The sequence below is a fragment of the Sphingopyxis sp. GW821-FHT10B01 genome (assembly GCF_059415685.1).
On record NZ_JBWKNS010000005.1, the window covers coordinates 331455 to 358398 of the forward strand.

The following is a 26944-nucleotide window of genomic DNA, read 5'->3' on the forward strand; positions in this document are numbered from 1 at the left end:
TCGGGGATGATAATAGCCCGAAGAGGGGACAGAGAGGTCGCATGCAAAAATGGGTTTCTGTGGCGATCGCGATGACAGTCGCTTGGCTGAGCGCCGCATCTGCCACGGCAGAGGAGGAAGAATTCGACTCCCTTGCTGTCGATGTGGCAGAGGCGCTTGAATGCCGGCTCGATCCGCGAACCTATAACGGCTTTGCCCTTACTCTTGGATCCGACGACAGCGGTTGTCAGGCGCGGGGGTGGAAGCGGCAGGAGTCGAATAACAGCTTTCTCTCGCAATATGAATTGCCCGAGCCGGTCATGGTTGCGGGCCACAGCACGCGCACGATCGTCTTTTCCAGTTCGGCGATCATGGCCGTGCTCGACATCGATATCCAAGAGCTGGCCCGGCATGAGAATATCGAGAATGTGATGGGGAACGGGCCAAAATTTCTTGGCGAACGGGTAATTTCGTCAAAAACCGAAACCGACGACGGGCTGACATTCACCGCCACGGTCAAGCGTGTCTTGTCGAATGTAACCAGCCATCCCGGCAAAGCGCTTCTCGGCTGTTCCTATTCCGTCGAGATCAAGGATTGAGCGGCCTTAGCCGCCGCATAGACTGTCCTTCGGAGAATCCATTCTGCCTCACATTCGCCCGAGCTTCGTCGGGTCGGACCCCGATCGCGACCGCCATTCGCGCCACCGCGACGGAAGGAGCCCGGCCCCTCTTGCCTTTTGATGGACCGCAGTCGATCCTGTCCGGCAGGAAAGTCCGTCGGCCACGAAGCTGCGGGCTCGGCATTGATGGAGAGGCTGTCCCGTGGCGAATGATCTGACCAGCGAACCCGTGGTACCGCTCGATCCCGAATGGCCGAAGATGTCGCTCGCCGACGCAACGGCGGCGCTGACCGCGCCGGGCGCGAAGTTCGAGATGGATACGGCAACGATCCGCGGCGTTTCGACACGCGTCTGGAAAAATGCGCTGCACGACCTGGGCGTGCTGCTCGATCTCTCGCGAACGCACGGCGACCGGCTTTTCACGATTCTCGGCGATGAGCGCGTGACCTTCGAGGCGAACTGGCGTGCGACCGCAACCTTTGCCTGGGCGTTAAAGGACATGGGTGTCGGCACGGGCGATCGCATCGCCTTCGCGATGCGCAATCTGCCCGAATGGCCGATGATCTTTTTCGCGATCGTCTCGATCGGTGCGATCGCGGTGCCGCTCAATGCCTGGTGGACCGGCGCCGAACTGGCCTATGGCATCCGGGATTCGGGCGCGAAGATATTGATCGTCGATGGCGAGCGTCGCGAGCGGATCGCGGATCATCTGGGCGCCATGCCCGATGTGGAACGGCTGATCGTCGTGCGCGCGAGCGGAGCGGTCGGAGAGGCGATGGCGCTTGAGGATATCGTCGGCACGCCGGCGCAATGGGCCGCGCTGCCCGCGATCGAGCGCCCGCAGGCCGACCTCGACAGCGACGACGAGGCGGCGATCTTCTACACCAGCGGCACGACGGGCCATCCGAAAGGCGCGCTCGGAACGCACCGCAATCTGGTCACCAATATCCTGTCGGGCGGTTTTGCTGCGGCGCGCAGTTTTCTCCGCCGCGGCGAGCCGGTGCCCGAGCCGACGCCGCGCACGCTCCTGACCGTGATCCCGATGTTCCATGTCACCGCCTGCTCGGCGAGTTTGATGGGGAGTATGGCGGCGGGCAATACGACGATCTTCCTGCACAAATGGGACGCAGTTCGCGCGATGGAAATCATCGAGCGCGAAAAGGTCAATGTCACCGGCGGCGTGCCGACGATTGCCTGGCAGTTGATCGAGCATCCCGACCGCGCGAAATATGATCTCTCGTCGCTCGAGGCGATCGCTTATGGTGGTGCGCCGTCGGCGCCCGAACTGGTGAAGCGCATCTATGAGGAATTCGGCGCGCTGCCGGCCAATGGTTGGGGCATGACCGAGACGATGGCGACCGTGACCTCGCATTCGTCGGAGGATTATCTGAACCGGCCGACGAGCGCGGGGCCGCCCGTTGCGGTCGCCGACCTCGAAATCCGTGCGGACGATGGCGTTTCGCTGCTGCCGCCGGGTGACGTCGGCGAACTTTGGGCGCGCGGGCCGATGATCGTGAAGGGATATTGGAACAAGCCGGAGGCGACCGCGGAAACTTTCGTCGATGGCTGGGTTCGCACTGGCGACCTAGCACGCCTCGACGCCGAGGGGTTCGTCTATATCGTCGACCGCGCCAAGGACATGGTGCTGCGCGGCGGCGAGAATATCTACTCATCCGAGGTCGAAAATGCGCTCTACGAGCATCCCGCGGTCACCGACTGTGCGATCATCGGCATTCCCCACCGGACATTGGGCGAAGAACCCGCCGCCGTCGTCCACCTTGCGCCCGGCGCCTCGGTGACCGAGGCGGAATTGCAGGATTGGGTCCGCGTGCGGCTGGCGGCGTTCAAAGTGCCGGTTGCGATCCGCTTTGTCGCGGAAACGCTGCCACGCAATGCCAATGGCAAGATATTGAAGAAGGACCTGAAGGTCCTTTTCAGCGATGAGGAGGACGCGGCCGCTGCCTAGCTCTCTCGCCCGGTAGCTGCAAACGGCCATCGTCGCCGCGGAGCGGCTGTCTTGGCCGCTAAACGTTCGGGTACCGATCTTTGATGTGAACTGACTGGAGCGCCGCGCCTAACATGCTAAGGGCATTCTATGCTTCACATGCACGGCCGCGGCGGCACCGTCCAAATCGATGGTGTCAAATATGACTGGGAACTCCTGAGCGAGCCCCAACTGTCCTCTTCCGAAGGCTGGAGGGGCATGAGGGTCGCCCTGCGCCAGAGAGATATGCCACGCGAAGCCGTGCTGGAATTTCCGACGCCAAAGCGCCTGCTGAAGGGATTGCCGAAAGGGCGTTCGCACATCAACGACGCGATAGCCTCGCGAGGGGTGCGAGCGGCATTGTCGGCAGGATGGGACCCGACTTCTCGCGGCAAGCCGACGGTCTTCATGGTTGATGCCAACGGCGACTAAGCCCAATCGTCTGGCGCACTGGATCCAGTGCTAAAACCGTGTTCTAAATTCAGCGCGAGCAATTTGTTTACAAGCTGAAGCCCGGCAATTCCTCCTTTGCGAGAAGGGGAAGATGAGGGTCTATTTTAATCGCCCAACCAATCGGTTGTGATCGCTCCCCTATGCCCCTCCGGCGCCAGCGCGGCGCGCAGAGCTTCCAGCAGAGGCGGCAGCGCCTGCGTGAAGGCGTAGGGCGGGTTGACGATATAGAGGCCCGCGCCGTTATAGATGTCGGGCTGATCGCGATCGTACAACCAATGCTCCACCACCAGAAATTTCGGAATGCCGAGCTTACGTAACTGCTGCTTCCAACGCACATGCGTGGCGCGGTCTTTCAGCGGATACCAGACCACCGTCACGCCATGCGACCATTTGCGGTGCGCGGCTGCGAGGGTGGCAGTGATACGCGCGCGTTCATCGGTCTGCTCGTATGGCGGGTCGACGACCACCACGCCGCGCGCGGTGCGGGGCGGCAGCATCGCCAGCCAAAACTCGTAGGCGTCGCGCTCGTGCACGGCAGCCGATGTGTCGCGCATCGCGCCGCGCAGGGCATAGGCGTCCTCGGGATGCTTTTCGTTCAGGATCAGAAAATCCTGCGGACGCAGAAGCTGCGCCAGAAATCGCGGCGAGCCGGGGTAGAAGCGAGGCTCGGCCCCGGCATTCACCGCCTGTACGGCGGCGCGGTAGTCGTCCAGCAAGGGGTTCGGGTCGGCAAAGGCCCGCAGCACGCCCTGTGTGGCCTCGCCGGTGCGCCTCGCCTCATCGCCGCCAAGGTCGTACAGCCCGCAACCGGCATGGGTGTCGATCAGAGTGAGCGGGCTCTCTTTAAGCTGCAACGCCCGCACGAGCGCGATCAGCAGGCTGTGCTTTACGACATCGGCGCTGTTGCCAGCATGGAAGGAATGGCGATAATTCATTGTAATTCAAAATCCTGGCGATCTGCCTCCATGCGAATGGCTGGGCGCGGAAGCCGAGCGCGAGGCGATGGAAGCAACCAATCCGGCGCCTGTATAGAATCGGGCGGAAACCTTCAAAACATTCTGCACAAGGCCTCAAGCCCGCGTTAGCGATCGTCACCAGAGGCGGAGACACAGGGCTCCGGGCCGCATGCGAATGTTCGATCTTCGAGGAGTCGGATGCGATTGGCATTGCGGCGAAGCGCCCGGTCGCCTGATGTCGGCCGAACGTTCATATAATACCGCATCATCAGAACTGCGGTGCTTCGAAGTCCACGTCTGTCAGGAGCGGAGCTGCACCCGCTCAATGTCGAATGACTTGGATCGGTCGGATAATGTCCGCTTCTTCGGTTTTGCCCTCTAAAGCCGCCAGTCCGCTCGCCGTTCGTTACCGGACGTGCTGCATGATCGGCCGGCAAATTTGCCTCTAAAATGAGAAGCAGCATCCAAGGATAGGCAATCCGGACCTACAAACTCGTTTGCAAATGCGAAGCACTACAGCAATGTGCTCCGAAGTCCGGCAGATGGATTCAAGAACAAGCCGAGTCTGCACGCGAGCGTTCGCAAACGGCTCCCTCGGTCGCGATTATCAGCACTATGCTGTCGGCTCCGAGTTGATGATGCGCGCGCAAGGCCGGAAATGAAGCCACATGCAACAACCCCGCGAGCCCGGTCGCGCCTGATGGAGTGGTCTGGGGACCGCCCGCCGCTGACAGGGCGGTAACAGCCTCGCCGATCAAATCTTCATCAACGGCAACCCACTGCGCGCGGTAGCGCAAAAGCACATCGAGTGCAGGCGCCGATACAAGGCCACAGCGCAGCATATCCGCCGACGTATCGAGGTCGCCGACAATCTGTACGGGGCGACCGGCCGCCAATGCTGCTCCAACACAGGCGGCATTTTGGGGCTCGACGACCGTGATCGCCGTGGGGCCCCGGAGGATGGTTTGCAGCCCCTCTGCCATCGCCGCCGCAAGGCCACCCACACCGGCCTGCACGAATATATGACTGGGCCGATCGGCCACGTCGAAACGAAATTGGTCGACAAGCTCTGCGGCGAGCAAACCATATCCAGCCATGACATCCCTCACAACCGGATCGTCTGAATCGGGGCTTGTGTCGGATATCAGCAGGCCATGTCCGCGCGCGGCAGCGCTGGCGGCCCTTTCGACCGCGTCATCATAAGTCCCTTCGATCCACATGATTTCTCCGCCAAGAGCCTCGATCCGCTCGGCGCGGGCTCGGCTAACCACGGTGGGAAGATAAATGGTGGCGCCAGTACCGGCGAGTTGCGCCGCTGCAGCGACGGCCAGACCATGATTGCCATCGCTGGCACAGATCAGCCGGGGAGGAGCTTCGGGCCCATTTTCGTGAGTGTCATCCGCACCTGCCAGTCTTTGTTCCGCGGCTCTGGCGAGCGCGCGCTGCCCCGCCAGCATGCCGCCGAGCGATTTAAAGCTGCCAAGCGGGCGGTCACCTTCCACCTTGACAAAAACGCGACTGACGCCGGTGCGGCGCGCTAGTTCGCCGCATTCGATGAGCGGAGTGGGGCGAGGGGCAGCCATAGCCTCTGCGAGAGTTGCGGCTATTTCATGAGGGGGTGTTTTGGTCATGTCACAAATATAGCGATACTCTGCGGCGCCACCCGGCAAAGAGCGCCATCTGAACGCTGCCAGACTGCGCGGATGCCGAGGCATAACGCCGCGCCCGGTCTTGGGCGCCCGGTCTGCAATCTATGCCAGGGACGATTTCTGAAGGCCTGCCGAGCCAGCTGAATGGTTGACTGCGCACGGGAGAAAAACTGCACGGCCAGCTTCGGCGACACGTGGTCGATGGCTGGCTCTTGTCCCGAATAGTGGTTCAAAGGGCATGGTGCTTGACGGCAACACCGATTGTGATGCGCGAAGATGGAGCCTTCGCGGATTTCGACTGCGAGCCGCGATGTGCGTCAGTGCGCGGGCGATTTGGCCGCGGGTTAGGAGCGGTGTTCGATCGACAAAGGTATCGTCAGCCCACGCTTCACGAGGGCCAGCGCCACATGGGTCGTGAAATGTCTGACATTGTGGTTCTCGCTGACCAAGTTGGCCATGAGTGCGTCATAGGTCTCGATATCCGGCGCCGTGACAACCAGGATGAAGTCCGTCTCGCCCGCGACATAGAACGCTTGCTGCACATGTTCCTGCGCAGCGAGCCACCGCCGCAACGGCGCGAGGAGCTCGGGTCGGTCCCGCTCGACTTGAAGAGAGACGAGGAAGAAATTGGGTCGGCCAACCTTCGTCGGATCGACCACCGCAGTATCCTTGAGGATAACGCCTTCGGCCTTCATCCGCCGGATCCTGCGCTGGATCGCCGACGGCGACAGCGCGACCTGCTCGGACATCTGCTCGGCAGTCCGTCCGGAATCGTTTTGAACGAGATTGAGAAGCTGTCGATCGAATCTGTCGAGGTCCATATTCGCCCCATTCTAAGCAGTTATCTTGCGGCGAACAGGCAATTGTGCCGCCGTTATTGCGGCCATAATGCATGCGCTTGAGATAGCCGCGTCGAAGAGCTGTCGATCTTCGTTACTCGATCCAAACCGGGGGCCGGGCAAGCACGCCGGAGGGCGAGCCAGCGCCGCAGCCGGATGTGGTGCGCGGCCTCAGGTTTGCGACAGCCGATATATTCATTTCTTCTGCTTTCTAAAATTGAGATCCCGAAAATCGAAGCTCGGATCGGTGGTTGGCGAGACCGCCCGCATCGTGAAGCCTTCCACCTGACGCCCATAGTCCTGGGAAAAGCGGACAAAGGCGTCCGCGTTCAAACTGCGATCGTTCCACTTCGCGACGAACACATCACCGCTATACGGATAAAGGCGTCCTTCGAGCCCTTTTGTGCGGCTGAAGGTCATCACGAGACCGCCCTTGTCGAGCCGGACGGTAACGTCACCGCGCCAGGCATCGGTATAGACCCCCGCATAGGTCTGAAGCGGCAGGGTTGCCCCTGTGGCCTTGCTATCCAGTACGGCCGCTACCTGTGCCTCAATCTTGCGCACCTGATCATTCTCCTGATCGGTCGCTTCTTTCAGCAGGCTCACCCAGTCCTGACCGATCTGATCAGGGCTGGGTTGACTGTGGCGAATCTGACCAAGAAATGACTCGACGATTTGCAGGGTGATGGCGATCTTGGTCGCTTGGTGCTGCTGGTTGACGAGAACCACTACGCCAAATTTGGATTCGGGCAGTAGCGCCACCATCGAACTCATCCCGCCGACTTCGCCATCATGATAGACTAAGGTCTGTCCGCGCATATCGGCAACGCTCCACCCCAAAGCATAGGATTGGAAGCGCATCCCGGCAGCGGCCGCCAGCCCCTCGCGATCGACCGGAAGCAGGGTCTGCGGTGTCCGCAATTCAAGGCTTTGGTTTTTGCTAAGCAGCGGCTCGCCGGAGGAATCTTCGCCGTCGGCCAGCAGCATGTTCATCCATTTTGCCATTCCTGGAATGTTGCACTGGACGGAACCCGCCGGCCCCACCATCTCCAGATCGTCGGGCTCGACCTTCTGCAATGCGGTTCCTACCATCACATGGGGCGCGGCGGCGTTGCTTTTGCTATCCAGTCGGTTGCGATTGACGGCACAGGGCGTCATTCCGAGCCGGCGGAGTAGTCGGGCTTCGACGAAATCTTCCCAACTCTGACCTGTCACCGCAGGAATAATCTGTCCGGCCACGACATAGAGCAGATTGTCATAGGCATAGCGGGACCGGAAACTGGATGACGGCTTTAAATGCCGCATCGTTCGGATAACATCGTCGCGGGTGAAGTCGGTGGCCGGCACGAACAAGAGATCCCCGGCATAAGCGGGCAATCCGCTGCGATGCGACAAAAGATCGCGTATCGTGAATTCGCGCGTGACATAGGGGTCGTACATCCGGAACTGCGGCAGGTGATCGATCACCTTGTCATCCCAGCCGAGCTTGCCTTCGTCGACCAGCAGGGCGAGCGCCGCAGCGGTGAACGCCTTGGTGTTCGACCCAATGGCGAAAATCGTGTCGGGTGTGACCGGAGCGGGGGCGTCCTTGTCGCGGACACCATATCCCTTTGCAAAAACCAGTTGGCCGTCCTTGACGATCCCGACCGACACGCCGGGCGTACCGAACGTCTGCATCGCGTTGGCAACCAGCGCATCGACGTCCCCTGTATCGACCGGCACGGACGTCGGACGGTCGGCGTCCTGTGGCTGCGCGGTGGCTGATCCCGATCCGATGGCGATACACGCCGCAGCCAGCAACCAGGCTGTTTTCCAATTTCGATGCATGCTTGTCTCCTGTGCGCTTCAGCGGCGTTATTTCCTGAAAATTCCGAAAAGAGAGAGCGGTCTCAACGAACGCTCGAAATCCGTCGGAATCGAAGATCCCATACCCTCTCGTTCCCCATGCTGAGCTCGGAGACCGCGCCATTTTGTTCGCGACGAAAGCGGACGAGGCTTCCCGAGGCCATGAAAGCGTCACGATAGGCAGGTGCAAGCTCAAGGTCCGCCTCCGGCCGCTCGCGCAACGCTATCGTTAAATGGCCCCCTTGAAGGGTGACGACATAGACTGCTTCGGCCTCGTCGCTGGCATATTCACCGACGAATTGTTCAAGCTCGCCGGGCTTTGGCGTAAATCCAGGCATGCTCTTGTAGCGCGACACGGCGCCAAACGAGTCCTGCAGCAGGAATCGGTCTCGTCCTTCGAACCTCAGCATCAGATCCTCGTTCCGGTACTCGTTCTTCGACACCCGGGAGAGGTCGACGTCGTCCAGGGTGATCCGACCGGCGTCGCTCTTCAACGTCAGAGGCATCCCGGTCGCTTCCTCGACAAACAAGCCATCAGCTGCGATCGCGTGGGCCCGAGGTTTCCCGGACGTCTCCAACGGTGAAGGCGACGAAGCATGGGGAAGGAGCAGGTTTGCGGCTGCATGCGCCAGGCTAGAGGCATCGATGTCGGCAGCGTTGCAGAGGACCGCGATCGAAAGCCCCGTCGTTGGATAGCGACCGAGCCATGCGGTATAGCCGGCAGTCGCGCCGGGATGTGCGACCTCCCGATATCCGCGATAGTTGCTGACGATCAGGCCTCTCGCATAGTTGATCTCATGCCCCGACTGCAGGATGCCCTGCTTTGCGAGACCGGTGGTGACCAAAGCGCCCAGCTTGCCCTCGGACAGGGCTGCATTCCACGCCAACAAGTCCCCTACGGTTGTCAGAAGACCACCATTTCCATAGGCATTCTCGAACGGCATGAGCTGCACATAGCCTGCGGAGGACGGTGCGTAGGCGATCGCCCGGTTCTTGACGACCCGCCGGAAATCGTCGCGCCATTGTGTGTTCCGCATGCCCAGCGGCTCGAAAAATTCGGTGCGGCTAAATTCCACCAGTGACTTTCCGCTCGCGCGCTGCACGATCAGCGCGAGGAGATTATATCCGGTGTTTGTGTAGGAATATTGCGTACCCGGGACGAAATTGAGCGACTTCTGCCGCGCGGCGATGCGCAGAGTATCTTCCATCGTGTAGATGCGCGTGGTGCGGGGCCACCCCGCGATGATCTGGACTCCGCCCCAGTCCCGCAGGCCGCTCGTGTGATGCAGCAAGTGATCGAGCGTGATGACATGCCCATAGTCGGGAAGTTCCGGGATATATTTCCGCACATCGTCGTCCAGCGCGACCTGGCCCCGCTCGGCAAGGCGTAGAACAGCTGCGGCGGTGAATTGCTTGGAGGATGATCCAGCCTCGAACACGGTTTCTGCATCGGTCCTGATGCCATGTTCGAGATCCGCCTCGCCATAGGCACGCACCATATCGGGCAATCCCTTCCGGGAGATGCCGATCGCGCACCCCGGAGTGCCGCCGCTCGTCCAGGTTGAGAACAGACGATCAATGTCCGGTCCGGGATCTGCAAGTTGCGGCGCTCCGGCGCGAACTTCGCGGTGGGTGGCGGGCGCGGCCGCAGCTCCCGCCCAGGATGTCGTCCAGCCACCGGTCAGCAAAAGGCCCATGACCACCAGGTTGCGCGAAACGTTGCGATGAGAGTTCATTACCTTGTCCTTCACGTTCTTGTTCTGAATGCAGGACGCATTATCCAAAGTTCCATCCAACAAGATTCCATTTGAAAAAGAATAAAATCAGAGAAATCGCGGAGATTACTACTGTTGTGTGATATAAACGCGTGCGAAGGTTCCAGTATTTTCTCGTCCAAATCTTCAGAAGAGTGAACAGCAACAATGCAGTCAGGACAATGAAGAGGATAGGCATTGCCAGGGCGACCTTCCACGACACCGGGACGTGGCTGAGCCGTTCAATAAAGTCTGTTGAAAGCAGAAGGATTCCAAGCGTGGCAACGCTGAGCAGGCCCCAAATGGCAACTGCGGCGGAAAGCCACACCGCCCGGCGCTCCGGTTTGGGCATCGCGGCGATCAGGCGTGCCCGGTATAACAGGCCCAGAAAAACGGAAACAAACACAGCGAGTGATAGCCCGAGGACCGCATACCAGAATCCGGACCTGTCGAAGAACTGCACACGTTCCAGCGGGACAATTATCGCAAAGTCGAAAAACATGTGGGTGACTTCGCCGGCACGATTGGTGCGAAAGGCGATCTGCCTTGTGCCGCCAATCTCCTGGAAAAGGCCCGGCCCGATCGGCGCAAACTGCATTTCATCGTCGCCTGCCCCAAGACTGAGCCGGTTGCCCGATACCGAAACGGACAATTGCGACAACAGTCCGTAAAATTTGTCGATATCCGTGTGATTGCGACGGGTAAAAGCGTAGGTTCCCGCATATTTCTCAAGCGATCCCGTCCCCGCTGTCTCGGGCTTCCGCTGCGATGTTGGATAAAGCCGGGCCAGCAGAGCTTTGGCGAGGTTTTCGGCAGCAACATCGCCTTGTCCTCCGCTAAAGGATATGAAAATCCCGAGTTTCCTGGCAGGAAAGAGATACATCTCGGTGTTGAACAACGGATCGGAGCCGCCATGCGCCCAGGCAAGTTCGCCACCGACATTCTGCCCGTAATATCCTAGCCCCATCGCGGGGATGCGCCGGTCGAAGGTGAAAGCCGGACTTTGCATGCGCTGCATGCTCGCAGGCTTCAATATGCTTGCGTTCCCATAGCTGCCGTCCTGAAGAGCCGCGATCATGAAGCGAGCCATGTCATTGGCGGAGACCGAGGCTGAGCCTGCAGGCCGAAAGCCGCCTTCATAGGTTAGGGGCCTTCGCACGAATTCGCCCCCTTCGCGTGCATAGCCAACGACCTTGTAGCGGGCGAGCGCGGCCGGCACCGGTTCACGCACCGTGGCGTATTTCATCCCAATCCGTGAGAATATGTTCTTCTGAATATAGTCCTCATAGGGGATGCCGCTAACTTGCTCGACGATCAGTCCGGCCAGCGCGGCGCCGTAATTGGAATAGGATGCCATTTCACCGGGAGGACGCACCCGGGCCGGCATATGCATGGCCAGTTTCTGCGCTATCGACGGCGCCCGTTTCAGGTCGGTGGTCAGCTCATAGCCGATGCCACCGTCTTCGAACCCAGCTGTGTGCGTCATCAAATGGCGCAGCGTGATCGGCTGCTTGTATGTTGCCGGGATCTGGAAAGTCCTGAGGTAGGTGTTGATGTCGGCATCGAGATCGAGCCTGCCTTGCTCGACCAGCTGCATGACGGCCGTCCATGTGAAGATCTTCGTGGTCGATGCAATTCGAAAGAGGCTTTTCTCGGGATCCACCGGTGTGCCATGCTCTATGTCGGAAAATCCGTAGCCCTTGGCGAACAAGAGTTTGCCGTCCTTTACGATGGAGATGACGCCGCCGGGTATCTTTCCATGTTCCATCTCCGCCCGCATCAGCCCATCGATGAAGGGCTCGAGCATCATGGCGGACGGTCCGACTGGCTCGACGGAAGGTGCCGGGGAAGAAAGCGCGGGCGGGCTCGGCCGGGTAGCGCCCTGCAGTGAACCGGTGCCCAGCAAAAGGCTTGCGAGAAAGCCGAGGACAATTGTCTTCATCGTGTTTGTCACGCTTTATCTCCATGTGTCAGGGGTAACGTTTCCGCGATATTCGCTGCGCCGCTCATGCGTGCTGTTGCGCGATCACGGGTGATGGCATCGCTCAGTCCGGTTCGCGCCGCATAGCTGGCCTCGCCACCCGTGAAGGACGCGACGAAACCAAAGCCGGCTTGCGGCGCGAGCAAAAGACAGGAGTGGAAATCTGAACTCCCACCCGTCGCTTCATCGCAACCGGGCTTAAAATCCAACTTTGACGCCTGCGGTGAAGTACCGCCCCATGATGTCGTAGTGATAGCTGGAGTCGAGAACGACGGGCGGGCCACGATCGAACAGGTTGGAGACGTTGCCGAAGAAGGTGAACCTGTCCATCACCTTGAACTGCGCTCCAATGTCCACATAGGTGCGTGAACTCACCTCGTTATTCGCGACGACCCCGACCAAATCATTGCTGTACAGGCCGCCATCGACATAGCGGACCCGCGCACCGAGGCCGAAGGTGTCGTCTTGGTAGGCTACGCTGAAAGTGCCGCGCCACTTGGGAATACCAAGGGCAAAGTCGCCCACTTCGCCGGCACGCTCGTTCCGCCCGCCCTTCAAGCCTGTGTCGAAGACATATTTGTCGACATAGGTCGCCAGTGCCCGGAAGCGAAGCGTCCCCGGCTTCTCTCCGGAAATTTGCGTCACCGGGAGTATGTAGGCGGCCTCGAAATCGAAGCCACTTGTCTCGAACTGAGCAATATTCTGCGAATTCGAGAAGACCGTGACCAGCGTCTGTGTGACGGGATCGCGAATGATCGCATCGCAGGCGACCTGACTTCCACCAGCGCAAAGAGCCGTAAGGTCCGAGGCCCCCAGGGTGGTTATCGCCCCTTTCATCTTAATGTCGAAGTGATCGACCGAAAGGCTGAATCCGCGCAGGAAGGAAGGCGAATAGGAGCCTCCCAAGGTGAGTGTGCTGCTGATTTCCGGTGCCAGATTCGGGTTCCCGCCGGAGAAGAGTGTCACGGACCCGGGATTCGGATCGTAACCAGGGCGCCCTGTACGACCTGCGGTGTCCTGATCCACCACAGCACCGACACTGATGTTCCTCGTCCTGAAGAGATCACTGATATTTGGCGACCGGATGTCGCGCGACCTTGTCGCACGGAGCAGCAGGTCGTTGAATAGACGTGCGGTGCCGCCCAGCTTCCAGGACCAGATGCCACCGCTGTTGCTATAATCGGAGTAGCGGGCTGCTCCATTGAACTCGAGCTTGAATGCTTCAGCGTCGAGCAATGGCAGGACGATTTCGGCGAAGCCTTCCTTTACATTGTAACCGCCCTTCAAGTCGCTCGTGTAAACGGGGAAGCCAAAACCGCCGGCAAGCGTCTCGGCGTCGCGCTTCGTGACGACCTCTTCCCAACGCGCCTCCGCCCCGATAGCCACAGTGACGGGGCCGGCCCAGAGTGAGAACAGGTCGCCTTGAATTTCAACGCCCGCCGAATCGAGTCTCTGAACGCTGTGCCGACCCTGGTCCGCGGTGACATAGTCGATCGCTTCGGGTGATGCGTTGCCCAAGCCAAAGATGTTGAGTGGACGGCACGCCGCGTCATTGTTGGTCGGGTCCGCATCGGCATTCACCCGGCAAACGATCTGGCCGCCGCTCAGAACTGCGTCCAAAGCCCGATCGAAATTCGCGGCTAGTCGGCTGTTCCTCAGGAACTGCGTATCACTGACCTGACCATGGCTGAAGTGAGCGCCATATTTCCAGCCGTCGCCCAGTGTGCCGTCGACGCCAATCGCACCTTCGATACTCTCGCGATCCGCGTCGAAGACGAATTCGAGAATATCCTCATAAACCCGGTTGAAGGTGAAGCTGGTCTCTCCGGCCGCCGTCAGCCGGTCGCGGATCGCCTGCGGCAGGAACGGATTGGCGGCTTGAATGGTAAGGGCGCCCGTCGGGTTCTCGGGGGTGGCGCTTCCAAAATCACCCGGAGCGGAAAAGTCGGGGAAGAAGTTATATTTGGTCTTGCTCTTCGAATAGGCGGCGTCGGCCCAAAGCGTCGCGCTGCCTATGTCATAGCTCACACGTGCATAGCTGCTGAAGCGCTTGTTTGGTGCTGCCGCATAGAGATGGCCGAACGGGCCCGCTCCATCCTCGCCGCCGATGCCCGAGGCGTCCGGGCCGCGGTAAGTGCGCAAGGTGCCGTCATGATTGAAGGTCTGGCCGGCAAGAATGCCGCTGGTGATCAACCCGCTATAGCTCTTTCCGGGAACATTCACATTCTCTGTGATCACCGACACACCATTGACCTCGGTGATGCCGGGGTTTCGGAGACCGGGGCGAGACAGACGAGACTGGGGAGGCAAGCCCTTCTCCTCCACATATTCCGCGCCAATCATAAAGTGACCGTTGCCGTCCGCAAAATCCGTTCCGAAAGCTCCGTCGAAACGATAGCGCTGCCCGTCTCTGCGTGAGGAAATGCCCGCTTCGACGCCCAATTCGAGGCCTTTAAGATTGTCATTGAGAATGATGTTGACCACCCCGGCTACCGCGCCCGAGCCCCAGGCTGCGGAAGCGCCGCCGGTCACGACTTCAAGCCGTTTGACCAAATTGAATGGTACAAAGTTGAGATTGTTCGAGCCGACGAAGCGGCGGCCATTGATCAGGGTTAAAGTGCGATCGGTGCCGAGGCCGCGAAGATCGACAGGAGCCGTTCCGCTTTCGGTGTTACCAACGGTCGAGTTGGGATTGACCGTAGCGCGCACCGATGGCTGGTCGGCGAGGACCTGCTGAAGGCTGGCGGGCGCGCCTTGCCGCAACTCGGTTTCGCCAATCACGGTCGTCGGCGTTGGCTGATCGAAGCCGGCGCGTTCGACGCGAGAACCGGTGACGACGATATCGTCACCAGATTCGCTGGCCCCGGCCTCTTCGGTAGGTGGCGAGTCATTCTGGACAGGCTGCGCCAAGCCCGGGCCTGCGGCGAGGAGGGTTATTCCTGCTGCCGAGGCGCCCAGGGCGGCACGAAAGGACTTGATAGATCTGTTCACGGCTATTCTCCCCAACAATTATTTTTTTAAAAACTAGGCGAACACGGCTGCATTTCGGGTCTGGTTGTGGATGACCTCGATCCGGTTGGAGGGCCGGCCCCGTGGGTCAGCACGCGTGCCTTTTCGGCGTATTGCGAGAGGGCTTCGCAGAGTTATTTCATTCGGCTCTTCTCGGAGGTGCGGGGCATCGAAGGTCCGCCCGACCGGGTAAGGAATGGCGACGATTGCGGTTGCCATGCATCGTGGTTGGAATGCGCAGGGATGGGATCCATGTGCATCGGATGTGGAAGCGAGCACGCGTTCACCTCAAGACTGGCGCGTACGGAAAGGTTTGGCGGAGCAGGGCGAAAACGCGCGAGACTCGTAGAGATTCTATCCTCAACCAGCCAAGGCACGGCATCCGCATGCCCAGCGCATTGAACGAAGCCCTCCATTCAAATTAAATCCAGTTTGCCCTCTGCCTGTTGCCAATCTTCTATCGGGGGAGCGCGCATCCTGGCCGCAATAATGGTCGTACAAATGCGTGCTCGCGGCGAAACGCGTGCGTAGATGCGCCGGATATGTCGCGGCCCCAGGCACGGCCGGGATACTCGGGCCGCAGCCGGATGCGCGATCCGTCATTGAGCCAGAGTTGCCTGCGTATGGGTTGCCTTTGCGGCACCTTCTGCCCTTCACGACGCCAGATGCGCTCGACATGTGGAGGCGGCGTTGGGATCGTCATCAATAGGGAAGGCGGACCTCGAAACAGGCTCCGCCTCCGGGGCGTTGGGCCGCCGCCACCCGACCGCCATGGGCCTCGGCGATGGCTTTCACCACGGCCAGCCCGAGTCCGGTTCCGCCTGAATCGCGCGACCGGGATTCGTCGGCACGCCAGAAGCGCTGGAACAGGCGTTCGGCATCGCCGGCCGCGAAACCGGGGCCGCGATCGAGCACGCGCAAAAAGGCGCAGTCGGTATCGGATCCGGTTTCGATCCGTACCACGCCGCCCGATGCGGCGTAGCGGCGGGCATTGTCGAGAAGCGCGAGCAGAATCTGGCGTAGCCGCGCGCCGTCTGCGGCGAGACGCACAGGGTTGAGGCTGCGTTCCGCAATCATGCCCGCATTTTTCAGCTCGGGCGCGAAGGCGTCGATCGTCCGGCCGGCCTCCACGGCAAGATCGATCACCGTCGGGCGGATCGCAAGCCGTCCCGTCATTGCAAGGCTCAGCGTTCGCAGATCTTCGACGATCCGTGTCAGCGCATCGACCTGAAAGATGAGGCCATCGAGTCCCTTCGTGTCGGGCGCGAAGACACCGTCAACCATCCCCTGAAGCCGGCCGCGCAGGACGGTGAGCGGCGTACGCAGCTCATGGGCGATCGCGGCAACGCTTTCGCGCGTCTCGCGTTCGGATCGCTCCAACTCGCGCGCCATCATGTTGAAATCGGCGATTAGCTGGTGGGTTTCGCCTGCGCCGTGACCGGCTATGGGAACCCGGACCGTCCGATCGCCCGCCGCGATGCGCCGGGCGGCGTCAGCAACCTTGTGCACCGGCTCGCTGATCCGCGCCGCGAGCCAGCGCCCGGCGATGATTCCTATGAGCAGTGCCATCCCCCCGAACAGGATCAGCGCGATCTGCTCCTCAATCTGGACACCCGCTTCCCACTTTTGATAAGCTTGGAATAGAGCTTCGAGATTGGCATGCATGGGCAGCCGGTTCTGCTCGACCATGTCATAGGCGAGCCGGGCATCGGGCGAGAGCGTGCTGCGGAACAGATTTTCCGACCATAGGTAGAAGAGCAGCATTCCGCCAATCATCACGACGACCGACAAGACAACGACCACCGTCATCGCCGCGGTCAGCTGTGTTGTCAGCTTGGCGGGGCGGCGGCGGCGGCCGGCTCGCCCGATCATCCCGGCAAGGCTGGTCGGGCTGGGCGGCTTCGGCCCTGCCTTCTCGGCGGTCGCGCCGACGCCTGCTGGGCCCTGTGGATTCGCGCTCATCGAAAAACTCTCCAACCTTGCGGCAGTGTCATACGCCGCACGCGCCGGTTTTTGCCGGGTGTATCGCGGCGCCTGACGAGCGCTCCGGTTTCGCTCCTCGCAAAAATCGACGGAAAGCGCGAGCGAAGCCATCGGCCGCCACAAACGCCTGAAAGGCGGCAGCGCTCACGGCGGAAGCAGGCGATAGCCGATGCCCCGAACGCCGCCGAGCATATGGTCGGCGCCGGCCATTTGTAGCTTGCGACGCAAATTGCTCACATGGCTGTCGACCGTGCGTTCGAGCGCATCGCTTTCGGGCATGCAGGCATCGAGCAACTCGCCGCGCGAAAAGGCCTTGGTCGGCGTACGCATCATATGCGCGAGCAGTTTGAACTCGGTGCTGGTCAGGTTGAGACGCTCGCGTCCGTCGTTCGCCCGCACATGGGCCGTATGCGCGGCGGCATCGAGCTCAAGCGGGCCGTGCCGTACGGGTGCGTCATGGCTCATCCGGCCACGGCGAAGGATTGCCTTTGCGCGCTCCACGACCTCGAGTGGATTGAATGGCTTCACGACATAATCGTCGGCACCCAGCCTCAATGCCGACAATTTGTCGAGATCCTCGGCGAGCGCGGTCGCCATGATCACCGGCGTTCCGCCGCGCCGCCGGATCTCGGCCAGCACGGCAAAACCGTCCGCCTTGGGCAGTTTGACGTCGAGAACCAGCAGGTCGGGGGCAAGCCGCAAATGATGCTGCAGCGCGATCTCTCCGTCGCAGGCCGTTACCGTGCGAAACCCGTCGCGCGTGAAATAGGCATCTAGGATCGCCGCGATCTCGGGTTCGTCTTCGACGATCAGCACCAATGCACTTTCCATATTCGGCTCCTTTGGATCGCTCCACGACCCGAAGGTCGAGACTAAGCGAACAAATTGTGGAGATTTGATGGAGGTACGCCACTTCGGGGCACATTTCCGGCGGGTTTCGCCGTGCATGCCGGGGGCGCTGCCGATCCGGCGCCGGGACGAGGGGGAGGGGGAGGGGGAAGGAGCGTCCCGGCGCGGATATCGGGCAAGCCTCAACCCGGCCTGCCTGGCGGCCGTTTCGCGTTCATAAACGCGAAACGGCGGCGTCTCAGAAGCGCAGCACACCGCCGAGCATGATACGGCTGCGTTTCAAATTCTCGTTGAACTTGACCTGGTCATATTCGGCGCGAACGGCAAACGCCGGGCCGAATGCGATTTCGGCACCGCCGCCGAACAGAAAACCGTTCTCCTCGATCTTGCTTTCGACGGGCTTGGCGCCGATCTTTGTCGATGTCGCGGTCACATCGAAATTCTGCCAGGCCCAGCCGGCCTTGCCGAAGACGAGGATCGAATTGCCAAGCGCGTAGCCGAGACGGCCCGATGCATCGAACGTGTGGCCCGGATCCAGCTTGACGTTGGTGGCACCAACCTTCTGGCTGAGGCTCTTGCCGCCGCCGCCGAAGCCGAGTTCGGCGCCGAGTACGATGTTGCTGTCGGTCTGCACGTCGTATCCGACATAGCCGCGCCAATCGACGCCCTTTTTGGCCAGGTCGAGCTTTGCGGTTTCGCCGGCGACCGGCTGTTCGACGCTCGTGCGATTGCGACCGACGGAAGCACCGATCTTGAAGCCGTCAAAGGCATTTTCTGCGGGGGTTTCGGCATGCGCGGCTTCGGCCGCGAAAAGCGCTAGCCCGCAAAGAAGAAGTCTGGTTTTCATCGATTTACTCCAAAATACTGCGATCCAGACCGGACCGACAGGACTCATTTGGGGCGCGTTTATCGAGTTTCGGTGGAGGCTGTGATGACGCTGGGTCGAGCCGGCGGTTTCCGGCATGCGGGGTCGGGCCTGGGCGTCGCGACGGGCCTCTGGGAAAAGCGCAGCCAAAATCCACTCGCTCTCCACACGGCATTGGCGACTGTCTTCATGACACTCTTCGCCGCGGCAATGGCGCTCATCGGGGCAGCTGCAGCTTCGCACCGCTATTACAGGCGCGGCTCATTCCCGGTTTTCGCCCTCGCTCCACCGGATCTCCACCGCTCACGAACATCGTCTCTACCAAGCTGGCCCAGCGCAAAGGGACAAGAATGAGGTCTTCAAACGGAGAAATCACAGTGGTGTTGACTGCAACCGATAATTGCGTGCGCGGCGCAAGGCTCTCCTCGACAGATGCACCCGGCCCCTCGATCCGGACCGCCTTGGCGGCGCGTGGGAAGGAACTGCGTGTCGCCTTGTTCTCGGGGAACTATGACTGTGTGCGCGACGGCGCGAACCAGGCTTTGAACAGACTCGTCGACCATCTGCTGTCTGAAGGCGCTGCCGTGCGTATTTATTCGCCCGTTGCAGCCGAACCGGCGTTCAACTCGACTGGCGATGTGGTGCCCGTTCGCGCGATCGGTATTCCGGGGCGTGGGGAATATCGTGTCGCGCTTGGTCTGCCGTCGAAGGTCAGAACGGACATCGAGAGGTTCGCGCCAAACATCGTTCACCTGTCCGCACCCGACTGGCTGGGCTGGCGCGCCCAGTGTTTCGCACGCGAACACGGGATACCTGTGGTGAGTAGCCTGCACACGCGTTTCGAGAGCTATCTGGACTATTATGGCTTGCGCCGGCTGAAGAAGCCGGTGGAGCGGTATCTCGATCACTTCTACCGGAATTGCGACCATGTGCTTGCGCCGACCAGGCCAATCGCCGATGCGCTCGGGCGGAAAGGGCTAAACGGGCGCGTCACGATATGGGGCCGAGGCGTCGATCATGACCAGTTTAATCCCTGGCGGCGCAGCACGGTGTGGCGCGGCGATCTGGGCTACACGCATGACGAGGTGGTTCCCCTCTTCTTCGGACGTCTCGTGCGAGAGAAAGGCATCGGACTCTTCGTCGAAGTCATCCGGGCGGTGCGGGAACGCGGCTACCGGTTGCGTCCGGCCATCGTTGGCGAAGGACCGGCCAGAACATGGTTCGCAAATCAGCTACCCGACGCGAATTTCCTTGGTCATCTCTCGGGCGAAAGCCTTGGTACCGCGATCGCAAGTGCGGATGTGCTCGTCAATCCGTCAGTTACCGAGGCGTTCGGCAATGTGAATCTTGAAGCGATGGCGTCGGGTATCGCGATTGTTTCCGCGCGGGTCGACAGCGCCGAAACCTTGGTCAAACATGGCTCCTCGGGGTTGCTGGTGAAAGCCGACGACGTAGAGAGTTATGCCGACGCACTGGAGCAGCTCATCCTGTCGCGCCATACCCGGGTGGCGCTTGGCATGGCGGCGGCGCAAAGCGCACTGTCTCACAACTGGCAAACACAGCTTTCAACGGTCGTTTCGGTTTATCGCGCATGCCTTGAGTCAGGGCGGTGAGCCAACGCACGGGAAGTGTGTCCAGATCGCTGCTCATCCCGTGCCCGATGAAGCGATACACGTTTTCCGCTTGCCCACGATCCTGCGGGCCAACCCACCCGGTGAAGCCAGCTCAAGTGATACAAGGTTAGGTTGCAGTGCAATACCCGTCGGAATCTACTCAAAATCGGTCACATTTCAGGGGGGGCAGGTCACGCCCGAAATGGTCGTTTCACGTCATCGACTGCAACTGCGTTCTCAATGTCGGCTATCGCCCAGCGCCCTATGCGGGCCACAGCCAAGCGCAGATATGTCGCGGCGTCCGCTTTTCGACACTTCCGAACTGAAAGCGGCCTGTCGGCTAGCGGCCAAGAGTCGGCGTTGCGGGGACTGGTGCGTCCGCCATCGGCCTCGATGACCGGAACGGTGGTGAGCAGACATCAATATGGGCTGCCCAAAGCGGCCCGAACCGCCTCACCTGCAACCGACCAAGTAGGACGGCTTTCACCAAGCATAGGAATAGGCGGCGGCGTAGAATGCGTCACTTCGCGAACCGCATCGCCCGTTTTTATGCCCTGAGGAGTTTCAACCTCCACTGTCATCTTGTATCGAAACTTCTCGGTTGACCCGCAGCCAGTCACGAGCAGCGCAAGTGGAGCTAGAACAGCCGAAAGCACGAATGGTCGCTGCGTCATCATGCCACATTTTCCTGTCGCAATTGCCATTCGCCGGCCGGGTCGGCGAAAGCTCTCGCCTTCGCGACGACAGTTGCCTGAGTTCGTGGTTTTACTTGCACGCCAATCGCCCCCGATCATTCATGCACAGCGCCTCAATCGCCGAACCTCGTCCGGCGACAACCGTATGGAATCAGGTTGAGATTCCCACCCCCCGACACCTCAACGATGCGACAAGGCGCCCCATGCAATCGCAATATTAGGATCGTCGGGAACCGACCGAAGTCGATCATGTTTCGAGGCTCAAGAAATATCAATAGCGGCCTATGATGCGCGCTTGTTTGCCGGTCAACCCAACGCATCCGGCAGTAAGAAGCCCCGCCACGATTGCGATGGAAAGCGCAGCCTGTTTTCGTCTCGACATACCTGCTCCCCCCCAAACGATCGCCTGAAAGGCCGTTTTTGGCACTATGCCTCTAAGACGGGAACGTCCAATTGCGGTCATTATCATAGGGCGCGCTGTGATCGTCCGCTTTTCTCAATTTCCCGCCAGAAGCAGACGTCTCCAAACGGCCAGAGCTCGCCGCGCTTCGGCACCGCCGCAAATCGATCGGCCATGTCGCCTGACTGTAACAGCCCCAGGGTAGCGGCGCTTCGTCGTTGCGCTCCGCAGCGATGGTATCAGCCAAATCAAAACAGGGGTCCACTATGATCGGTTGCTCTCCCAAACTGCTCGCGTCCAGTCTGCTCGCCATCGCCGGCGCGCTTGTTGTCGCCAATCCCGCTTTTGCGCAGGCCGGCCCGGCCGATAGCGACGCCGCCGCGCCCGCCAACGAGGGGGCGGGGGACAACGGGACGATCGTAGTCACCGCCACCAAAACGACCCGTTCGTCGACCGAGATCCCGCAGGTCGAAATTCAGAAGATTCTGCCCGGCGTGTCGCCGCTGAAGGCGATCCAGACGCTCCCCGGCGTCCTTTACATCACCGCCGACCCCTGGGGTTATAATGAGCAGAATGCGCAGACCTTCATCCATGGTTTTGCCGGGAACCAGCTTGGCTACACGATGGACGGCATTCCGCTCGGTGATCAGAGTTATGGCAATTACAATGGTCTGTCGCCCCAGCGCGCCGTGATCTCCGAGAATGTGAGCCGCGTCATCGTATCGACCGGCGCCGGCGATCTGGCGACCCCGTCGAACAGCAATCTTGGCGGTACGGTTGAAACCTATTCGTCCGACCCGCTCGACCGCTTCGGCGTTCAGGTGGGGCAGACGATTGGGAGTTACGGCACCTCGCGAACCTTTGGCCGCATCGACAGCGGGGAGTTCGGGGGCGGCAATTCGCTCTATATCTCCGGTGCTCGCCAGCGCGCTCGCGCCTGGGACTTCAATGGCAAACAGGGCGGATGGCAGGCCAATGCCAAATTCGTCCACGACAGCGACATTGGCAAGATCACGCTCTATTTCGACTACAATGACATGACCCAGCCCAACGAGGATGCGACGGTTTTCTTCAAGCCGTCCGCCGGGGGCACTGCTACGCCGGTCCAGCTCTACACGCCTTACACCAAGCCGTTTTTCTATCCCGAGCTCGACTTTTACCGCACGAGCTATCTGAGTCCGCTCGGCAATTCACCGGCGGCCGAAGGCAGCAATTATCGCAACTATTACTCGGATGCCCAGCGCACCGACTATCTTGCCTATGGCCGCTATGACGCCCCACTTGGCGACAATCTCACCTGGTCGACGACGGGCTATTTCCACCATAATGATGGCGCAGGCGTCGTGGCCGGCCCGCTCGGCCAGTCGATCACCACCGCCCAAGCCTATCTCGATCCGGCTTATGCGACGCTTCCTGCCAACTGCCGCTTTACCGCCAATAATAACGGTGTGCGTCCGTCGGCGTGCACCGCGCTGACCAATCAGCAAGCCGCCGCCGCCGGTGCCGCGCTCGTTGCCGCGACGGGCGGGTCGGGCCTGATTACCCGTACCACCGAATATCGGATCGACCGCTGGGGCGTCATATCCGCCGTCAGTGCCGAGATCGGCAACCACAGCATCGAACTGGGCGGCTGGTTCGAGCATAACAGCACGACGCAATGGCGTCGCTGGTACGCGGTCGATGTCGACAACCCGGGCCTGAGCACGCCGTACATTCGTCCGCTCGACGTCGCGCAACCGCTGTTCACCCAATATCAGGGGGAAGCGCGGATCAAGCAGCTGCAACTGCATCTTCAGGATACCTGGCAGGTGACCGACAAGCTTCTGGTCCAGGCCGGCTTTAAGACCAGCGCCCAATGGGCCAACGGCTGGTACCCGGTGCAGCCGCGCGTGGGCTCGCTTGGCGGAACCACCGCGCTGCCGCAGGGCAAGATCAACACGAAGAAGTGGTTCCTGCCCGCGATCGGCGCGACCTATGATTTCAACGGGCATGAAGAGATCTATTTCAACGTCCAGAAGAATATGCGGCAGTATCAGGCCTATCTGGCCGGTGGCGGAGGTCCCTGGTTCACCGGTAGCCAGGCCGCCTTCGATGCCTTTGCCGATGAAGGTAAGCCCGAGACAAGCTGGACCTATGAAGCGGGGCTGCGCATCCGGCGCGACCTCGCCAGCGACATCGGCCTCCAGGCGCAGATCAACTATTATCATGTCGACTTCAGCAACCGCTTGCTCGCTATCCCGACCAATCCAGGCGGCATTGCCGGCAGCGGCATTACCGGCGGTACGTCAGCGCTGGTCAATGTGGGTGACGTGAAAACCGACGGCGTCGACGCCGCCTTCACCTTGCGCTTTGGCCGGACCTTTTCGCTCTACAATGCGGTCTCCTATAATCTCTCGAAGTACCAGAGCGATTATACGGCGACGGCCGCCGGTATCGGTGCCGCGACCGACACCTGCATCGGCGGTTTTCTTGTCGTCGGCGGCGTGATTCCGACCTGCGGCAAGCAGCTCCCCGGAACGCCGAAATGGATGAACAAGACGGTGGCATCGCTCGACGTCGATCCGGTCGAGCTGCAGCTTGTCGGCGATTATGTCGGCCGCCGGTTCAGCACTTTCACCAACGATGCGAGCGTTTCATCCTACTTCCTCCTCTCGGCGCGTCTGGGGGTGAAGATTCCCGAGAATCTTGTTCCTCTGCGCAAGGCGGAATTGTCATTGAACGTCACGAACCTCACCGACAAAAAGGGTGTCTCCACGCTCTCGATCGGCTCGGCAACGAACAGCTATTCGGCTTATCCGATCGCGCCGCGGCAATGGTTCCTGACCTTCTCGGCCGCCTATTGATCGACCGACGAACTGACGACTTGTAGTGGGCGGACTGTAACTTGCACCCGCCCACTGCGGTCCGGACAACCAACGCCACGGGCGTGAATGGCGATTTGCTGGCGGCTACACCCAAAGCCGGCGAGCCCCGGATGTCCGCTCTTTGGCTATTTGATCCAAGAGCAGCCAGTCTGCAATCGGCCAAAACGAAGCGTACAGGCCGGGCTGCACCATCCACCCGGTCACGGCCATCAGTGCCGTAGGCCCCGCGAAGTCGGATTGACGAGGAAGACGGTATAGCCCTGAAAGTGGGGGTTGCGGGCTAGATCGCGAGGTTCTGTCCATTCACTACCTTGTACGATCCCAACTCGGAAAGGGATTGGAAAGTCGTTGAGCTTCGCGAAACAGGCGGGATAGCCGGGGATGCCGCAAGCTGACTGACCGCAATCGGCCAAGTTCGGCGGCAGGAGATGGATCGGTCCTCGTGCTTCCGCGCTTATTCAGGAGCGCGTTCAATCCAGATCACGCTGGGAGTTTCTCTATTTCCTTTCTCGGCGATGACGCCCACTGCGTCAAAAGTGCGGGTCAGCTTTTTGAGCTCCACCTCGTCAATCTGTTCGCCCTCCATCCAACGCGTTTGCTTGACGTCGAAACTGCCAAGACCGCTGATGCGCCTCCAAATCCTCGCAAACGACGTTGCTGACGGCATCGCGCATGTATGGGTCGCATCTGCCGACCGTCCTGGTCGACGCACCCGTCAACCGTCGCGGTACAATATTCCTTCCTGAGCAGCAGCCATTCGATCGCGCCCGCTTCCGGCGCTGGTCGACGCGGCGCCTATTCCTGTCGGATCAGAAAAAGGTACGGATCGCGCCGGTGATCTCCAACGCTTCGTCGACAAGATATAGGAAAGGCCAGCGGTCAAAGGTCGTGCATGGATGGGATACGCCGAAAGCGATCATGTCGCCAACCTGCAACGGCGAACCTTCGGGGATGTCGAGATATGCATGTTGGTCGTCAAGCCGGATGACTGCAGTGCCCGGCGTCATGGGTTGCGGGCCCGTCATTTCGCTATTCGGACGATACCAGCGCAGCGGGACCGGTTGGGCTGCATCGGCTGATGTGTCGCGCTTGCCCACGCCGGCGATCGCGCGGGTCGGCTCCGGCCGCGAATGGACGTAGGCCCAGACCTCGAGGGCCGAGCGAAGCCCTTCCCCCAAGCCCGCAGCTTCGGGGCAACGGGCGATCAGCTTCTCTACCAGTCGCGCGTAGAAGTGGCTGTCGTGGACGAGGTAGCAGCCGCTGCGCAGGATGACCTCAAACCTGTCTTCGGTCGTTGCCGGATTAAGCATCGCAGCGACAACGTCGAAGAACGACGACCCGCCCGCGGTCAGCACCGGCCGGCCGGTGAACAATCCGCGCTCGAGGCATCGCTCGGCAACACCGGTCATGCGGCCGAGAAGGCTACGCATCTCGGTCTCTCCGGCGGCGCCATCACCCTGGGCGATGCCTTCGAACGCCTCGACGCCGCGCAAGCTGAGGAGAGGGGAGGCGGCGGCTCGCTCGGCAATGTGCAGCGCCTCGCCATCGTTGCGTACGCCAGTTCGACCGCCAGGCATGCCGAGTTCGAGCAGCACCTGTACCCGGCGGCCGCTGTTGGCCAGCCCAGCTGCGACGCCAGCCTCCAGCCGCTCGATCGCGGCAATGGAGTCGACCAGGCAATAAAAGTCGAAGGCGGGATCGCGGAGCAGTTCGCCGACGACATAGTCGATCGCCTGACGGCCGATCAGCTGGTTGGCGAAAATGACCCGCGAGATGCCATGCTCGCGATAGATGCGCAGATGCGCGGCCGTTGCAGCCGTAATTCCCCAAGCGCCATCTGCTATTTGCAGGCTAAACAGCTCCGGGCTCATGGTCGTCTTGCCATGTGGCGCGATGCCGACCTGGGCCAAGGCGGTGAAGCGGCGCATCCAGTCGCTATTGTGGCGGATTGCCCCTGCATCGAGCACAGCCGCCGGTAGCATCACATCCTCGCGCAGGATCGACCAGCCCGCCGCGCCGACAGCGTCGGTCGGTTGCGGAGAGGCGCCTGCCGGCCAGCTTTTGAACCGCCAGTCCAGCTGGCCGTCCTTACAATCACCGGAACGGCTGCCTCCGTTCTCCCCCCAGTCATGCCTCATAGACATTGCTGCTCCCATTAAGTTCCGAGTGATGTCACGCGCGATTAATTTTTTCAATATCTGAATTTCGTAAAATGCCAATCTGACGGGATGGCCAATAGAGATAGGCAAGAAATCAACTTATTATAGGTATTTAACTTTGTGAAAATGGCGACGGAAAGGGTGGGTAAGCTGCGTGTTGAATCTCCGGATATGCTGGAATCATTCGCTTTTTTCTCCGAATGGAGAATTGGCTATGAATGCTTGATTTTATTGATTTTGGCTTCGGTCGTCAGCGCAGGGGCGGAACGGCGGAGCCAAGCGTTCGCGATGGCATGCGTGGGAAGTTTTCGACGGGGCTGTCTCGGCCATCGAGGCGATATATTGTCGTGTCAGCTTGCCTTCACCCCAGGGTTTTTGCGCTCTCGCTATCATAGGCGCGATGGCTGTTGAGTCGCCGCTTTGCAGCATTTTTTTTGGCGATCCAAC

The 26944-nt window shown here is 60.7% G+C and carries 17 protein-coding genes and 1 pseudogene; 5 read left to right on the plus strand and 13 right to left on the minus strand.

Annotation, left to right across the window (positions count from 1 at the left end; all coding sequences use genetic code 11):
- The first annotated feature begins 41 nt into the window (after window positions 1–41).
- From AC07NV_RS16945 to AC07NV_RS16955, 3 genes are all read left to right on the plus strand, one after another.
- On the plus strand, window positions 42–578 hold the full coding sequence (locus AC07NV_RS16945) for a hypothetical protein (RefSeq protein WP_495167554.1): 537 nt from the start codon (window positions 42–44) through the stop codon (window positions 576–578).
- Between the two features lie 280 nt (window positions 579–858).
- A complete protein-coding gene (locus AC07NV_RS16950; RefSeq protein ID WP_495167657.1) occupies window positions 859–2565 on the plus strand; it encodes a class I adenylate-forming enzyme family protein in 1707 nt (568 codons plus the stop codon).
- Between the two features lie 129 nt (window positions 2566–2694).
- A complete protein-coding gene (locus AC07NV_RS16955) occupies window positions 2695–3015 on the plus strand; it encodes a hypothetical protein (RefSeq protein WP_495167555.1) in 321 nt (106 codons plus the stop codon).
- Window positions 3016–3140: 125 nt separating this feature from the next.
- Here the strand turns inward: AC07NV_RS16955 and AC07NV_RS16960 are convergent, their stop codons facing one another.
- The 12 genes and pseudogenes from AC07NV_RS16960 to AC07NV_RS17015 all read right to left on the minus strand — a co-directional run bounded on the left by AC07NV_RS16960 (window position 3141) and on the right by AC07NV_RS17015 (window position 18748).
- Window positions 3141–3971 (minus strand): 23S rRNA (adenine(2030)-N(6))-methyltransferase RlmJ, encoded by an 831-nt coding sequence (locus tag AC07NV_RS16960; RefSeq protein WP_495167556.1) that lies wholly within the window; start codon window positions 3969–3971, stop codon window positions 3141–3143.
- Window positions 3972–4540: 569 nt separating this feature from the next.
- Window positions 4541–5623, minus strand: a complete 1083-nt coding sequence (locus AC07NV_RS16965; protein ID WP_495167557.1) for a pyridoxal-phosphate dependent enzyme — start codon at window positions 5621–5623, stop codon at window positions 4541–4543.
- 362 nt (window positions 5624–5985) lie between these two features.
- Window positions 5986–6462 (minus strand): Lrp/AsnC family transcriptional regulator, encoded by a 477-nt coding sequence (locus AC07NV_RS16970; protein ID WP_495167558.1) that lies wholly within the window; start codon window positions 6460–6462, stop codon window positions 5986–5988.
- Window positions 6463–6675: 213 nt separating this feature from the next.
- Window positions 6676–8307: a serine hydrolase gene (locus tag AC07NV_RS16975; protein ID WP_495167559.1), complete on the minus strand. Its 1632-nt coding sequence runs from the start codon at window positions 8305–8307 to the stop codon at window positions 6676–6678.
- Between the two features lie 62 nt (window positions 8308–8369).
- Complete coding sequence (locus tag AC07NV_RS16980) at window positions 8370–10061, minus strand: serine hydrolase domain-containing protein (protein WP_495167560.1); 1692 nt, start codon at window positions 10059–10061, stop codon at window positions 8370–8372.
- Between the two features lie 40 nt (window positions 10062–10101).
- Window positions 10102–12021 carry a serine hydrolase domain-containing protein gene (locus tag AC07NV_RS16985; protein ID WP_495167561.1) on the minus strand — a complete coding sequence of 640 codons (1920 nt, stop codon included), beginning with the start codon at window positions 12019–12021 and terminating at the stop codon, window positions 10102–10104.
- Between the two features lie 8 nt (window positions 12022–12029).
- The gene (locus tag AC07NV_RS16990; protein WP_495167562.1) at window positions 12030–12269 is read right to left on the minus strand and encodes a hypothetical protein; all 240 of its coding nucleotides are present in this window, start codon (window positions 12267–12269) and stop codon (window positions 12030–12032) included.
- Window positions 12259–15051, minus strand: a complete 2793-nt coding sequence (locus AC07NV_RS16995) for a TonB-dependent receptor domain-containing protein (protein WP_495167563.1) — start codon at window positions 15049–15051, stop codon at window positions 12259–12261. The genes AC07NV_RS16990 and AC07NV_RS16995 overlap by 11 nt, the downstream gene beginning before the upstream one ends.
- Before the next feature lie 529 nt (window positions 15052–15580).
- Window positions 15581–15745 (minus strand): annotated as a pseudogene (locus tag AC07NV_RS17000) (IS3 family transposase); the annotation flags it as partial.
- Window positions 15746–15771: 26 nt separating this feature from the next.
- Entirely contained in the window at window positions 15772–17031 is a 1260-nt protein-coding gene (locus tag AC07NV_RS17005) for an ATP-binding protein (protein ID WP_495167564.1), read from the minus strand.
- A gap of 165 nt (window positions 17032–17196) precedes the next feature.
- Window positions 17197–17883 carry a response regulator gene (locus tag AC07NV_RS17010; RefSeq protein WP_495167565.1) on the minus strand — a complete coding sequence of 229 codons (687 nt, stop codon included), beginning with the start codon at window positions 17881–17883 and terminating at the stop codon, window positions 17197–17199.
- A gap of 256 nt (window positions 17884–18139) precedes the next feature.
- Window positions 18140–18748 carry an outer membrane protein gene (locus AC07NV_RS17015; protein ID WP_495167566.1) on the minus strand — a complete coding sequence of 203 codons (609 nt, stop codon included), beginning with the start codon at window positions 18746–18748 and terminating at the stop codon, window positions 18140–18142.
- A gap of 395 nt (window positions 18749–19143) precedes the next feature.
- On the opposite strand from AC07NV_RS17015, the gene AC07NV_RS17020 reads away from it, so the two are divergent.
- Together AC07NV_RS17020 and AC07NV_RS17025 are read left to right on the plus strand one after the other, a co-directional pair.
- On the plus strand, window positions 19144–20379 hold the full coding sequence (locus AC07NV_RS17020; protein WP_495167567.1) for a glycosyltransferase family 4 protein: 1236 nt from the start codon (window positions 19144–19146) through the stop codon (window positions 20377–20379).
- A gap of 1361 nt (window positions 20380–21740) precedes the next feature.
- Entirely contained in the window at window positions 21741–24317 is a 2577-nt protein-coding gene (locus tag AC07NV_RS17025; RefSeq protein ID WP_495167568.1) for a TonB-dependent receptor, read from the plus strand.
- Between the two features lie 830 nt (window positions 24318–25147).
- On the opposite strand, the gene AC07NV_RS17030 is transcribed toward AC07NV_RS17025, so the two are convergent.
- A complete protein-coding gene (locus tag AC07NV_RS17030) occupies window positions 25148–26557 on the minus strand; it encodes a type III PLP-dependent enzyme domain-containing protein (protein WP_495167569.1) in 1410 nt (469 codons plus the stop codon).
- Window positions 26558–26944: the final 387 nt, after the last annotated feature.

Coding starts and splice junctions, on each gene's coding strand:
- AC07NV_RS16980 (WP_495167560.1), bottom strand. CDS start 10,061: ATGAACTCTCATCGCAACGTTTCGCGCAACCTGGTGGTCATGGGCCTT.
- AC07NV_RS16960 (WP_495167556.1), bottom strand. CDS start 3,971: ATGAATTATCGCCATTCCTTCCATGCTGGCAACAGCGCCGATGTCGTA.
- AC07NV_RS16955 (WP_495167555.1), top strand. CDS start 2,695: ATGCTTCACATGCACGGCCGCGGCGGCACCGTCCAAATCGATGGTGTC.
- AC07NV_RS17005 (WP_495167564.1), bottom strand. CDS start 17,031: ATGAGCGCGAATCCACAGGGCCCAGCAGGCGTCGGCGCGACCGCCGAG.
- AC07NV_RS17015 (WP_495167566.1), bottom strand. CDS start 18,748: ATGAAAACCAGACTTCTTCTTTGCGGGCTAGCGCTTTTCGCGGCCGAA.
- AC07NV_RS17025 (WP_495167568.1), top strand. CDS start 21,741: ATGATCGGTTGCTCTCCCAAACTGCTCGCGTCCAGTCTGCTCGCCATC.
- AC07NV_RS16975 (WP_495167559.1), bottom strand. CDS start 8,307: ATGCATCGAAATTGGAAAACAGCCTGGTTGCTGGCTGCGGCGTGTATC.
- AC07NV_RS16970 (WP_495167558.1), bottom strand. CDS start 6,462: ATGGACCTCGACAGATTCGATCGACAGCTTCTCAATCTCGTTCAAAAC.
- AC07NV_RS16945 (WP_495167554.1), top strand. CDS start 42: ATGCAAAAATGGGTTTCTGTGGCGATCGCGATGACAGTCGCTTGGCTG.
- AC07NV_RS17010 (WP_495167565.1), bottom strand. CDS start 17,883: ATGGAAAGTGCATTGGTGCTGATCGTCGAAGACGAACCCGAGATCGCG.
- AC07NV_RS16965 (WP_495167557.1), bottom strand. CDS start 5,623: ATGACCAAAACACCCCCTCATGAAATAGCCGCAACTCTCGCAGAGGCT.
- AC07NV_RS16950 (WP_495167657.1), top strand. CDS start 859: ATGTCGCTCGCCGACGCAACGGCGGCGCTGACCGCGCCGGGCGCGAAG.
- AC07NV_RS16985 (WP_495167561.1), bottom strand. CDS start 12,021: ATGAAGACAATTGTCCTCGGCTTTCTCGCAAGCCTTTTGCTGGGCACC.